The organism is Pseudomonas sp. MF5691, from assembly GCF_016405645.1.
Lineage (GTDB): Bacteria > Pseudomonadota > Gammaproteobacteria > Pseudomonadales > Pseudomonadaceae > Aquipseudomonas > Aquipseudomonas shahriarae.
On record NZ_JAEKDC010000003.1, the window covers coordinates 155,022 to 167,298 of the forward strand.

Genomic DNA, 12,277 nt, shown 5'->3' on the forward strand with positions numbered 1-12,277 from the left:
GGTTGTGTTTAGTCATTTTTATTGGGGAACCGCCGCAGATCCAGGGTCATTGGCAGTTCATCGTTGATCACCATCGCCGGCACCGGCAATTTGCCCGGGCTGTGACCCAGGCGGAAAAACCGCGCCATGCGCCGGCTTTCCGCTTCGTTGGCATTCACCGGCAAGCTGTCGTAATTGCGCCCACCCGGATGGGCCACGTGGTATTGGCAGCCGCCCAGGGAGCGTTGCATCCAGGTATCCAGCAAATCGAACACCAGCGGTGCATGCACCGCGATGGTCGGCTGCAGGCAATTGGCCGGTTGCCAGGCGCGATAACGCACGCCCGCGACGAACTCCCCCACCCGGCCGGTGGCGTGCAGTGGCACCGCCACCCCGTTGCAGGTCAGCACATAGCGCTGCGGCGCCAGGCCGCTGAGTTTTACCTGCAAGCGCTCCAGGGATGAATCCACGTAGCGCACCGTACCGCCCGCCGCGCCCTCTTCGCCCAGCACATGCCAGGGCTCCAGGGCCTGGCGCAGTTCCAACTCGATACCGCTGACGGCATAGTCGCCGACTTTGGGAAAACGGAATTCCAGGTGTGCCGCGAACCACTCAGCGCGCAGTGGATAACCGGCGGCGTTGAGCTCGACGATCACGTCGGCAAAGTCCTGCTCGATAAAGTGCGGCAGCAGGAAGCGGTCGTGCAGCTCCGTGCCCCAGCGCGCCAGCTTCGGCGGCGCGTAGGGCTCACGCCAGAAGCGCGCCACCAGGGCGCGCAGCAGCAACTGTTGGGTCAGGCTCATGCGTGCATGGGGCGGCATCTCAAAGGCGCGCAGCTCCAGCAGGCCCAGGCGCCCGGTAGCACCGTCCGGCGAGTAGAGCTTGTCGATGCAGAATTCGGCGCGGTGGGTATTGCCGGTGACGTCGATCAGCAAGTTGCGCAGCAAGCGGTCCACCCGCCACGGCGGGCATTCCTCGCCTGGCGCGGGCATCTGCGCAAAGGCGATTTCCAGTTCGTACAACGCGTCATTGCGCGCCTCATCCACCCGTGGCGCCTGGGAGGTCGGGCCGATAAACAGCCCGGAAAACAGGTACGACAACGACGGATGGTTATGCCAGTAACTGATCAGGCTGCGCAGCAGGTCCGGGCGGCGCAGGAACGGCGAATCCTTGGGCGTGGCCCCACCCAGCACAAAGTGGTTGCCACCGCCGGTGCCGGTGTGGCGCCCGTCGATCATGAATTTTTCGGTGGTCAGGCGGGTTTGCCGGGCCTCTTCATAGAGGAACTCGGTGCGCTCCACCAGTTCGTCCCAGGTGGCGGACGGCTGCACGTTGACCTCGATCACGCCTGGGTCTGGCGTCACGCGGAAGTTGCTCAGGCGCGGGTCGCTCGGCGGCTCGTAGCCTTCCAGCAATACCGGGCAATGCAGTTCCTGGGCGGTGGCCTCGATGGCGGTCACCAACTCCAGGTAATCCTCGACCCGCTCCAGGGGCGGCATAAACAGGTAGAGCCGCCCTCCCCGCGCTTCGGCGCACAAGGCGGTGCGGGTCAGCCAGTCGGCAGACTCGTCGACCTTGGGTACACGCTCGTCGCTGGGGGCCGGCTCGCCCGGGGCTGACGCGCTGATGGCCAGCGCCGGCAGATCTTGATTGGGATCGGTGGGGTGCACAAAGGGGTAATCTGCCGCCGTCACCCAGGGCTGCGAGGCCAGGGGCAAGCGATAGCCCAGCGGCGAATCCCCCGGCACCAGCCGGCAATGGGTGTCACGCAGGTACCAGCGGCCGCTCTGCCAGCGATCATTGGCTGCGGTGCGCGCCAGGGGCAGCACATGACCGATGACTTTATCCAGGCCCTGGCTGAACACCTTGCGCAGGCGTTCGCGCTCCAGCTCATCCTCCAGGCGTGAATCCTGGGCGCTGACGTTCTGTGGCAAGGCACCTTCGCGCCACAGGTAGTAAAAATTGTCCTCGAAGGCCGGGAATACAAAGCGCGCAGGGAGCTTCAGGCGCTCGGCAATGCTCGCCAGGAAGCGCCCGGCCATGACCTCATCCGCGCCGTAGTCTTGCTGCTCGTCGGCGATCAGCGCGTCGTTGTGCCAAACCGGCACACCGTCCCGACGCCAATGACAATTGAGCGACCAACGCGGCAATTGCTCGCCGGGGTACCACTTGCCCTGGCCGAAGTGCACCAGGCCCTTGGGCGCGTAGTGCTTGCGCATGCGCTGGAACAGCTCGGCGGACAGTCGGCGCTTGTCCGGGCCCAGGGCAGCGGTGTTCCACTCGGCACCGTCGGGGTCGTCGATGGACACAAAGGTCGGTTCGCCGCCCATGGTCAGGCGCACATCGTCCTTGAGCAGGTCGCTATCAATCTGCCGGCCCAGGGCCTGGATCGCCAGCCATTGTTCTTCGGTGTAGGGCTTGGTCACCCGAGGGGCTTCCCAAATGCGTTCCACCGACATTTCGTGGGTGAACTCACACTCGCACGGCTCCACCAGCCCACTGATCGGGGCGGCAGACGATGGATCGGGACTACAGGCCAATGGGATATGCCCTTCACCGGCGAATAGACCGGAGGTGGCATCCAGGCCGATCCAGCCGGCGCCGGGCAAATACACCTCGCACCAGGCGTGCAAGTCGGTGAAGTCCACCTCGGTGCCGGAGGGCCCGTCGAGGGCTTTGACGTCGGCGGTCAACTGGATCAGGTAACCGGAGACAAACCGCGCCGCCAAACCCAGGTTGCGCAGCAGCTGCACCAGCAGCCAGGCCGAGTCGCGGCACGAGCCGGAGGCGTTTTCGAGGGTGAATTCCGGGGTTTGCACGCCCGGCTCCATGCGGATCAGGTAGCCGATATCCGCCGCCAGGCGCTGGTTGAGGCCGACTAGGAAATCCACGGCCGGCAGCGGCGTGCGGTCAATACCGGCCAGGTACGCAGCAAACTTCGGCGTCAGCGGCAGAGTTTCCAGATACGGCGCCAGCTCGCGCTGCTCGTCGGCGGCGTAGCTGAAGGGGATTTTTTCGGCGTAGGGCTCAAGGAAAAAGTCGAACGGATTGAACACCGCCATCTCGGCGACCAAGTCGACCTCGATACGCAGCTCATCGGTCTTTTCCGGAAACACCAGGCGCGCCAGGTAATTGCCCTGGGGGTCTTGCTGCCAATTAATGAAATGCTGCTCGGGCAGCACCTTCAGCGCGTAGGACAGGATCCGCGTGCGGCTATGGGCCGCCGGTCGCAGACGCACAATCTGTGGGCCAAGCTCCACAGCGCGGTCGTAACGGTAATGCGTAACATGGTGCAACGCGACATGAATCGACACGGCGGCCTCCTGCGAGCCAGAGCATGAACACAAAGCGCGCAAGACTTATGCCAGAGCGGCGGTCATTGCGCTTTATCGAGGGAGCCGGTGCAGTACAGCACCAAAACGGCGCGAGAGCGGCCGTCGTGGTGCGAGGGTTGCACATATTTGTGGCGCAAGTGCGGGGCGCAGTGGGGAATCTACCCAATCAACACTTTTTGCGCGTTGGGTTGAAACCGGTTATCGAAGGCAACACCTTCACATGCGACTACTCGATCTAGCGGTTGATTTGACAGACTGCCGAATGCGACGGATTCCAACGAGTTTTGTACGCATCTCTCGTTGAACCTTGCTGTTAAGTGTCAACAATCCAAGGAATGGGAATAACAGCGCCAACCCATAGAGAACTTTATGAGGCTGGTACTGAACCATTGGAACTACAAACACTAGACAGGCGAGGTAGATACCGACCATCACCCACACCCAGGAGGGTCGGCCCCGCAAAATCATAAAGTTGCTATGGACCGTCAACAGAATGAGCAGCGCCCCGACCAACATGATCTTGAGCCCCACTTGAGCCAGCGGCACATCACGAAAATAAGTGACGAGCGCCAGCGCAACAGCCAATGCCAACGAAAAATACGCAGCGAATACACCACCCAGAAACGTCAGAAAGTATTGCCTGAAAAAGTCGCGTAGCGTCATTAACTCGTTCATTCGTTTATTTCCTCGTACAACCCTATCGCGATGGTATTGACGTTTCCGGAGTACGCACTCCCGCCAAACCCTATGCTTGCGCCCAGGACGTCTTTGATCTGGGTAGTGGTGCTGTGCTTTAGCTGCGTAGGGGTGAAACGCTTGGTGAGTTCACCCGACGCCTGCTTCAATTTGAGCATCTTCGCAGTCAAGCTGGGATGGTTGATGCTGAGTAGCTCTTTCGTGAGCTTGGCTCTTTCCTGGCGATTCAACCCGCGAAGCACGTCACGCAGACTCTTACCCGTCGATGCTTTGGCGACCCTGACCAGCTTGACCGTCGTCAGGGCCGAAGCGCTCACGCCTACCAGTGATACTGCGTCCAGCACAATGGAAGCATTCTGGTACCAGCCCTCACTGTCGAGCCAATCCTTTACCTCAGGCTTGGCGACCTCCAGCGCTGTTCGAGCAATGCCGTTGAAACACTGAAGCGAACTTGCACCGGCAGCCGCATATCCCACCACAACGATGACGGAACTGGCACCGCCACTGAAAGGCACCAGAATTGTTCCACTGGCGATTGCAGCCCAACTGATGACAGCGCCCAAGCAGGAGACCCCGGTATTTACGGCTTCGCCAATCAGTCGGGACTCTCGAGGATTGCTCACGACATGTTGGGCAAACTGCGTCGGCGCAATGTACTTCTGCGCCTCACGCAAAATGATGCGCTTGGGCTTAATGCTACAGAGGGGCTTGAACTCGCGCAGGGTAATTACATTGAAGTCAGCGTCGATATACACCACCCCTGCGCCGACGATGCCGGGGTCGGCGTCGATGGCCGCGAACAGCCGTGGCAGGTTGATCTGGCTTTCGATGCGCTGGCGCGCCATGAACTGGGAGCGGTTGGAGTCCATGCCGATGTTGAGTAGAGGGTTGCTCACGGGTGTTCTTCCTTGAAGGGTTCGAGTGACCGAACAGACGTCATTTCTGTAGGTGCGAGCTTGATCGCGAAAAACTCACAAGCGTCGCGTTTGCCCAGGCAGCGAGCGTTGAAGCAGCGCTAGTGAATCTGCACAATCACCGTTTTTTGTACTTTGCAGTCGCAGCCTGGCGCAGATGGCGCAGCTCGACGAGTTTCTGTCGCATTTCCCGATGACGCTGACTATTGAGCAACAGCAACCCCGCCAACGGAAACAGCAGCCCTGTTACATACGCTGCCATATGTGGCCGATAGCTATAGGTTGGCAACACGACCAGCAAACATACAACGTAGAAGGCTGCGATAGCCCAAGCCCCCCATTTTCGCCCTCTGATCATGACGAAATGGCTGAACGCCAAGAGCAAGCCCAAGAAAACTGCCGCCAGAAAAGAGTAACGCGCCCGCTCTGGGTCACTGCGAAAAAATGTACTTGATGCCAATGAAATAGCGGCAGAGAGAGAGAAGCAGGCAAGGAAGAACGCGCATATAAACGCTGGAAAATATTGCGCCAAAAAAGCTCTTAATGAACCAGGACGATCCATCACTCAACCTCCTCATAGAGGCCAACTGCAATCGTTCGAATGTTGCCTGATATAGCGCTCCCGGTAAGACCAACGGCAGCCCCGAGGGAGTCTCTGATCTGCGTCACAGTAGCGTGATTGATCTCGCTAGCTGAATAGCGCTTGGCCAGCAGACCGGAGCGCTGGCGCAGTTTCAAGAGTTTATTGCTCAGTCTTGGATCTTTCAGGCTCAGCAACTCTTTGGTGAGCGCCTTGCGTTGCTGGCGGGTCAACCCCTTGGACAACTCGTACCAACTTCTGCCAGTGGTCACCTTTCGAGCCTGCAGCAGCCGAAGAGTGGTCAGAGTAGAGGCGCCGGCACCCAGCAGTGAAGCGGCGTCCAATACCGGCATTGCATAGCGATACCAGTCCTCGCTATCCATATCGTCGTTGGCTGCCGGGTCATTGAGTTCGTTGATAGTTCTCACCCCCCCGACGACACATTGCGCAGTACTGGCCGCTGCAGCCGTCGCACCGATGCCCGCCACCACCAGGCTCGCGCCACCCGTGAAAGGCACGGCGACTGTACCGCTGAACACAACAATCCAACCGAGGATTGCGCCCGCACAAGACAGGGTCGTATTGACTGCTTCGCCCACCAACCGGGACTCACGCGGGTTGTTAGCCACCTGATTGGCAAACTGCGCCGGCGAAATGTACCTCTGCGCCTCACGCAAAATGATGCGCTTGGGCTTGATGCTGCAGATCGGCTTGAACTCGCGCAGGGTAATGACATTGAAGTCAGCGTCGATATACACCACCCCTGCGCCGACGATGCCGGGGTCGGCGTCGATGGCCGCGAACAGCCGTGGCAGGTTGATCTGGCTTTCGATGCGCTGGCGCGCCATGAACTGGGAGCGGTTGGAGTCCATGCCGATGTTGAGCAAGGGGTTGCTCATGGGGTGTTCTTCCTTGAAATAGGTGGTGTCTGAACTGGCGCCTTCGCGAGCAAGCCCGCTCCCACAGTTGACCGAGTTCCAGCATGAGAATGCGGTCGAATGTGGGAGCGGGCTTGCTCGCGAAGGCGATTCAATGGGCGCCACCTTAACAAACAGGTTTCCCACCCGCTAGAAAGCAAAACGCCAGCACGAGGCTGGCGTTTTGCATTTCAGGCTGCGATCAACGCGGTACGACCGGCTTACGCGCAGGCTTCTTGCCTTTGCCCTTGGCCGCGTCGGTGCGCTCTTTAGCCGCCTGCTTGTTGCGGGCCATGGCCGCGGCCTTGGCTTGTTCGCGCTTGTCCCACGGGTTGCTGCCGTCGCTGCCACGAGGCGGCAGGCCGGTGTGCTGGGTGAGGATCCTGGTGGTGGTTTCCTTGGCGACCTTATGGCTGCCCACCGGCGTCGAGTTCTTGCGACGGGCGCTCTGGTAGCTGTCGGTGGACGGCTGATGCAGCGGAATCAACTGATCCTTGCCCGGCCCGATCAGGTCGGCGCGGCCCATGCGGGTCAGCGCTTCACGCAGCATCGGCCAGCCTTTGGGGTCGTGGTAGCGCAGGAACGCCTTGTGCAGACGGCGCTGTTCTTCGCTCTTGACGATGGTCACCGCGTCGCTCTTGTAGGTGACCTTGCGCAGTGGGTTCTTGCCCGAGTGGTACATCGCGGTGGCGGTGGCCATTGGCGACGGGTAGAACGCCTGCACCTGGTCGGCGCGGAAGCCATTGCCCTTGAGCCACAGGGCCAGGTTCATCATGTCTTCATCGGTGGTGCCGGGGTGGGCGGCGATGAAGTACGGGATCAGGTACTGCTCCTTGCCCGCTTCCTTGGTGTACTTCTCGAACATGCGCTTGAACTTGTCATAGCTGCCAATGCCCGGTTTCATCATCTGGTTGAGCGGACCTTCCTCGGTGTGTTCCGGGGCGATCTTCAGGTAGCCACCGACGTGGTGGGTCACCAGCTCTTTGACATATTCCGGCGACTCCACGGCCAGGTCGTAACGCAGGCCGGAAGCGATCAAAATCTTCTTCACACCCGGCAAGGCACGGGCGCTGCGGTACAGCTGGATCAGCGACGAGTGGTCAGTGTTCAGGTTCGGGCAGATGCCCGGGAACACGCAGGACGGCTTGCGGCACGCGGATTCGATTTCCGGGCTCTTGCAGGCGATGCGGTACATGTTCGCGGTCGGCCCGCCAAGGTCGGAAATCACCCCGGTGAAGCCTGGGACCTTGTCGCGGATCTCTTCGATCTCGCGGATGATCGACTCTTCGGAACGGTTCTGGATGATCCGGCCTTCGTGCTCGGTGATCGAGCAGAAGGTGCAGCCGCCGAAGCAGCCACGCATGATGTTCACCGAGAAGCGGATCATGTCGTAGGCCGGGATTTTTTCCTTGCCGTACACAGGATGCGGGACACGGGCGTAAGGCATGCCAAACACGTAGTCCATTTCTTCGGTGGTCATGGGAATGGGCGGTGGGTTGAACCACACGTCCACTTCGCCGTGCTTCTGCACCAGGGCGCGGGCGTTGCCTGGGTTGGTTTCCAGGTGCAACACGCGGTTGGCGTGGGCATACAGCACTGCGTCGCCACGGACCTTTTCCACCGATGGCAGGCGGATCACGGTCTTGTCGCGGGTCATGCGCGGGCTGGCGAGGATCTGTACGACCTTGGCTTCTTCCGGGTCTTCAACCGGGCCCTTTTCCTGCTCGATGGCGCAGGCCTGGGTGTCCTGGGTATTCACGTACGGGTTGATGATCTTGTCGACCTTGCCCGGGCGGTCGATCCGGGTGGAGTCCACTTCGTACCAGCCCGCTGGCGTGTCACGGCGAATGAAAGCGGTGCCACGCACGTCGGTGATGTCTTCGATCTTGTGGCCCCACGACAGGCGCTGGGCAACTTCGACAATCGCCCGCTCGGCGTTGCCATACAACAGGATGTCGGCGGTGGCGTCGATCAGGATCGAGTTGCGCACCCGGTCCTGCCAGTAGTCGTAGTGGGCGATGCGGCGCAGGGAAGCTTCGATGCCACCGAGCACGATCGGCACGTTCTTGTAGGCTTCCTTGCAACGCTGGCTGTACACCAGGCTCGCACGGTCCGGGCGTTTGCCGGCCATGCCGCCAGGGGTGTAGGCGTCGTCGGAGCGGATTTTCTTGTCGGCGGTGTAGCGGTTGATCATCGAGTCCATGTTGCCGGCCGCGACGCCGAAGAACAGGTTCGGCTCGCCGAGCTTCATGAAGTCGTCTTTGGACTGCCAGTTGGGCTGGGCAATGATCCCGACGCGGAAGCCCTGGGACTCCAGCAGCCGGCCAATGATCGCCATGCCGAACGAAGGATGGTCCACGTAGGCATCACCGGTGACGATGATGATGTCGCATGAATCCCAGCCAAGCTGATCCATCTCCTCCCTGCTCATGGGCAGGAATGGCGCTGGACCGAAACATTCGGCCCAGTACTTGGGATAGTCAAATAACGGCTTGGCTGTTTGCATGACGGTGACCGGTGTTGAGATGAAAAATCGCGGGCGCGGAATATAGCACAAAATTTGACCAATTCCGACGGTAATGGTCGGAATTGTGCTGACCCCATCGCGGGCTAGCCCGCCCCCACACTTGAATGGTGAATGCTTTCAAATGTGCGGGCGGACTGGCCTGCGATAGGGCCCTTATAGACGCTGGAAACTATTCGTCGTCGTCGAAGTTATAACTGCCCGGCGCCAGGTTCTCGAAGCGCGTGTACTTACCGATGAACGCCAGGCGGATAAAGCCGATCGGTCCGTTCCGCTGCTTGCCGATAATGATTTCGGCAATGCCCTTGTGCTCGGTTTCCGGGTGATACACCTCGTCGCGGTACACGAACATGATCACGTCGGCGTCCTGCTCGATCGCTCCGGATTCACGCAAGTCAGAGTTCACCGGGCGCTTGTTGGGACGCTGCTCCAGGGAACGGTTGAGCTGGGACAGCGCCACCACCGGGCAGTTGAATTCCTTGGCCAGGGCTTTGAGGGACCGGGAGATTTCGGAAATCTCGTTGGTACGGTTGTCGCCGCTGGAGCCGGGGATCTGCATCAACTGCAGGTAGTCGATCATGATCAGGGCGATATCGCCGTGCTCACGCACCAGGCGCCGGGTACGCGCACGCATCTCGGACGGGCTGATACCGGCGGTGTCGTCGATAAACAGCTTGCGGTCGTTGAGCAGGTTGACCGCCGAGGTCAGGCGCGGCCAGTCGTCGTCTTCCAGACGACCGGCACGCACTTTGGTCTGGTCGATCCGGCCCAGGGACGAGAGCATACGCATGATCAGCGATTCGCCTGGCATCTCCAGGGAGTACACCAGCACGGCCTTGTCGCTGCGCAACACGGCGTTTTCCACCAGGTTCATCGCAAAGGTCGTCTTACCCATGGATGGACGGCCGGCGACGATGATCAGATCGGACGGCTGCAGGCCGCTGGTCTTCTCGTCGAGGTCGGTGTAGCCGGTGGAAATACCGGTGATGGCGTTGTCAGTGTTGAACAAGGTGTCGATACGGTCGATGGCCTTGGTCAACAGGTCGTTGACGCTGACCGGGCCGCCAGTTTTCGGGCGGGCCTCAGCGATCTGGAAGATCTGCCGTTCGGCTTCGTCGAGGATCTCGGCGGCGGTGCGACCTTCAGGGTTAAAGGCACTGTCGGCGATTTCGGTGCTGATGCCGATCAACTGGCGCAGGGTCGCCCGCTCGCGCACGATCTGGGCATAGGCCTTGATGTTGGCGACGGACGGGGTGTTTTTTGCCAGCTCACCGAGGTAGCCGAGGCCACCGACTTGCGAGGTCTGGCCTTCCTTGTCCAGTTGCTCGGCCAGGGTCACCACGTCAATCGGTGAGTTCTGGTCGGCCAGCTTGGCAATGGCGCGGAAGATCAGGCGGTGGTCATGCCGATAGAAATCACCGTCCGAGACTTGATCGAGCACACGTTCCCAGGCGTTGTTATCCAGCATCAAGCCACCGAGCACGGCCTGTTCGGCCTCGATGGAATGCGGCGGCACCTTCAGGGCAGCGGTTTGCAGATCGTATTGCTCAGGAGCTGAAATATCGTTCATGGCCACTTGGAATTAGGGGGTGTGAAAAAAACAAAAGGCACGACCTGTAAACAGGATCGTGCCCGATGTTAACCGCCTGGCACGCGAGGTGCCAGTCAGTTAGGTGCTACTTAAGCTGCTACCACGACAACGCGTACGGTGGCTTCAACTTCAGCGTGCAGGTGCACGGCTACGTCGAATTCGCCTACGTTGCGGATGGTGCCGTTCGGCAGACGAACTTCGCTCTTCTGCACTTCAACGCCGGAGGCGGTCAGTGCATCAGCGATGTCGTGGGTGCCGATCGAACCGAACAGCTTGCCTTCGTCACCGGCGGTGGCAGTGATAGTCACTTCCAGCTCGGCCAGTTGGGCAGCACGGGTTTCAGCCGAAGCTTTCTTGTCTGCTGCGGCTTTTTCCAGCTCAGCGCGACGCTCTTCAAACGCGGCCAGGTTGGCAGCGGTTGCAGCGGTGGCTTTGCCGTATGGCAGCAGGTAGTTACGACCGTAGCCGGCCTTAACGTTTACTTTGTCGCCCAGGTTGCCCAGGTTGGCGACTTTTTCCAGAAGGATCAGTTGCATGTGAAAATCCTCTAACTTTTAACCTTCACCGTTCGCGTTATCGGCGTCTTTCGGCGCCAGACGACCGCGAAAATCAATCAGGCCGTCGACAATGGCCAAGACCACGAGTAACGGATAGATCAGTTGCATAAACAGCAACAGCGTCACGTACAACCCCACCAGCCAGAACTTGGCCAGGCGCTTTTGCGCCACCAGCCCGTGCATCAGGGCCAGCCCGGCAATCACCAGCGGTACGCTGCACAACGGCGTCAACATGGCCATTTGCGGACCAAAGTTCGGCCCTACAAGCATGCACGCCAGCAGCAACATCGCTGGTCCTGCGGGGATTCTGATACTGCGAAACTCGCGACCAAAACCACCCGGGTTATACAACAACGCCTGCCAGTAGCGCCCAAGAATCAGGCTCAGCACACTGACGATCTGCAACAGTGCCGCTATCAGGCCGGTAAGGACCGGAGCAATCAGTGTGGCCATGCGCGCTCGCTCATCTACCGACAATTGCTGGTAGAGATCCCCGAGGGCCAGTGGCAGGATTTTTACCAACTCCTGCGACAGCGCCTCGATTTGCGGGCGGAAAGCCGCGCCAAGCACCACTGAATACACCACTCCCAATGCCACGCTGACCAGCAGCGTACGGACCCAGGACTCACTTGCGCGTAAAACCAACGCAAGGCTCGAAGACCCCAGCAGTACCAGAAGTACCCGTGGATCGTCGAATTGCAGCCACCAGATCAAGGCCGGCAGCAACCCCAGGGCAAGAACGCCCAGGGCGTCCTTCAAACCGCGCCGCAGCAGCACAAGGCTTCCTGCGGCAGCACCCAACCAATACAACAACGGCAATGCAGCACATCCAGCCACTACCAGAGTGGCCTGCACACGACCGCGCATGATGAACTCAGCTAAGGCGCGCATGCATTCAATCCCCTACTACTTGTCGACTGCCCGGTCTCAGCGGCCGTGGCTGTCGGTGTAGGCCAGCAGGGCCAGGAAGCGGGCGCGCTTGATAGCGGTGGCCAGCTGACGCTGATAACGAGCTTTGGTACCGGTGATACGGCTTGGAACAATTTTGCCGGTCTCGGATACGTAGGCTTTCAGAGTGTTGAGATCTTTGTAGTCGATCTCCTTCACTTCTTCAGCGGTGAAGCGGCAAAACTTACGACGACGGAAGAAACGTGCCATTTGATAGGCTCCTTAATAAGGTCCGT

General features: G+C 60.1%; 10 protein-coding genes. All 10 read right to left on the reverse strand.

Translation table 11 applies throughout. The annotated features are described in order from the left end of the window. Nucleotides 1–8: 8 nt before the first annotated feature. The 10 genes from JFT44_RS06065 to rpsR all read right to left on the reverse strand — a co-directional run bounded on the left by JFT44_RS06065 (nucleotide 9) and on the right by rpsR (nucleotide 12,251). Complete coding sequence (locus JFT44_RS06065) at nucleotides 9–3,293, reverse strand: DUF2126 domain-containing protein (protein WP_120731413.1); 3,285 nt, start codon at nucleotides 3,291–3,293, stop codon at nucleotides 9–11. Between the two features lie 237 nt (nucleotides 3,294–3,530). Further along, entirely contained in the window at nucleotides 3,531–3,989 is a 459-nt protein-coding gene (locus JFT44_RS06070; protein WP_198830444.1) for a hypothetical protein, read from the reverse strand. After that, nucleotides 3,986–4,906 carry an NAD synthetase gene (locus JFT44_RS06075; protein ID WP_120731411.1) on the reverse strand — a complete coding sequence of 307 codons (921 nt, stop codon included), beginning with the start codon at nucleotides 4,904–4,906 and terminating at the stop codon, nucleotides 3,986–3,988. The genes JFT44_RS06070 and JFT44_RS06075 overlap by 4 nt, the downstream gene beginning before the upstream one ends. Before the next feature lie 136 nt (nucleotides 4,907–5,042). After that, nucleotides 5,043–5,486, reverse strand: coding sequence for a hypothetical protein (locus tag JFT44_RS06080; protein WP_120731403.1), 444 nt, complete (start codon nucleotides 5,484–5,486; stop codon nucleotides 5,043–5,045). Next, a complete protein-coding gene (locus JFT44_RS06085) occupies nucleotides 5,486–6,403 on the reverse strand; it encodes a hypothetical protein (RefSeq protein WP_057958159.1) in 918 nt (305 codons plus the stop codon). Before JFT44_RS06085 ends, JFT44_RS06080 begins: the two co-directional genes overlap by 1 nt. Nucleotides 6,404–6,623: 220 nt before the next feature. Continuing rightward, the gene (locus JFT44_RS06090) at nucleotides 6,624–8,927 is read right to left on the reverse strand and encodes a YgiQ family radical SAM protein (protein WP_057958158.1); all 2,304 of its coding nucleotides are present in this window, start codon (nucleotides 8,925–8,927) and stop codon (nucleotides 6,624–6,626) included. A gap of 190 nt (nucleotides 8,928–9,117) precedes the next feature. Beyond that, nucleotides 9,118–10,515 carry a replicative DNA helicase gene (gene dnaB, locus JFT44_RS06095; RefSeq protein ID WP_017138451.1) on the reverse strand — a complete coding sequence of 466 codons (1,398 nt, stop codon included), beginning with the start codon at nucleotides 10,513–10,515 and terminating at the stop codon, nucleotides 9,118–9,120. A 110-nt stretch (nucleotides 10,516–10,625) separates the two neighbouring features. After that, complete coding sequence (rplI, locus tag JFT44_RS06100; RefSeq protein ID WP_003171376.1) at nucleotides 10,626–11,072, reverse strand: 50S ribosomal protein L9; 447 nt, start codon at nucleotides 11,070–11,072, stop codon at nucleotides 10,626–10,628. A gap of 18 nt (nucleotides 11,073–11,090) precedes the next feature. After that, complete coding sequence (locus JFT44_RS06105; RefSeq protein ID WP_057437422.1) at nucleotides 11,091–11,984, reverse strand: hypothetical protein; 894 nt, start codon at nucleotides 11,982–11,984, stop codon at nucleotides 11,091–11,093. A gap of 36 nt (nucleotides 11,985–12,020) precedes the next feature. Continuing rightward, nucleotides 12,021–12,251 (reverse strand): 30S ribosomal protein S18, encoded by a 231-nt coding sequence (gene rpsR / locus JFT44_RS06110; protein WP_003171373.1) that lies wholly within the window; start codon nucleotides 12,249–12,251, stop codon nucleotides 12,021–12,023. Nucleotides 12,252–12,277: the final 26 nt, after the last annotated feature.

Excerpts from the sequence above, each read along its gene's own strand:
- JFT44_RS06070 (WP_198830444.1), bottom strand. The coding sequence starts at position 3,989 with ATGAACGAGTTAATGACGCTACGCGACTTTTTCAGGCAATACTTTCTG.
- JFT44_RS06080 (WP_120731403.1), bottom strand. The coding sequence starts at position 5,486 with ATGGATCGTCCTGGTTCATTAAGAGCTTTTTTGGCGCAATATTTTCCA.
- JFT44_RS06085 (WP_057958159.1), bottom strand. The coding sequence starts at position 6,403 with ATGAGCAACCCCTTGCTCAACATCGGCATGGACTCCAACCGCTCCCAG.
- JFT44_RS06090 (WP_057958158.1), bottom strand. The coding sequence starts at position 8,927 with ATGCAAACAGCCAAGCCGTTATTTGACTATCCCAAGTACTGGGCCGAA.
- dnaB (WP_017138451.1), bottom strand. The coding sequence starts at position 10,515 with ATGAACGATATTTCAGCTCCTGAGCAATACGATCTGCAAACCGCTGCC.
- rplI (WP_003171376.1), bottom strand. The coding sequence starts at position 11,072 with ATGCAACTGATCCTTCTGGAAAAAGTCGCCAACCTGGGCAACCTGGGC.
- JFT44_RS06105 (WP_057437422.1), bottom strand. The coding sequence starts at position 11,984 with ATGCGCGCCTTAGCTGAGTTCATCATGCGCGGTCGTGTGCAGGCCACT.
- rpsR (WP_003171373.1), bottom strand. The coding sequence starts at position 12,251 with ATGGCACGTTTCTTCCGTCGTCGTAAGTTTTGCCGCTTCACCGCTGAA.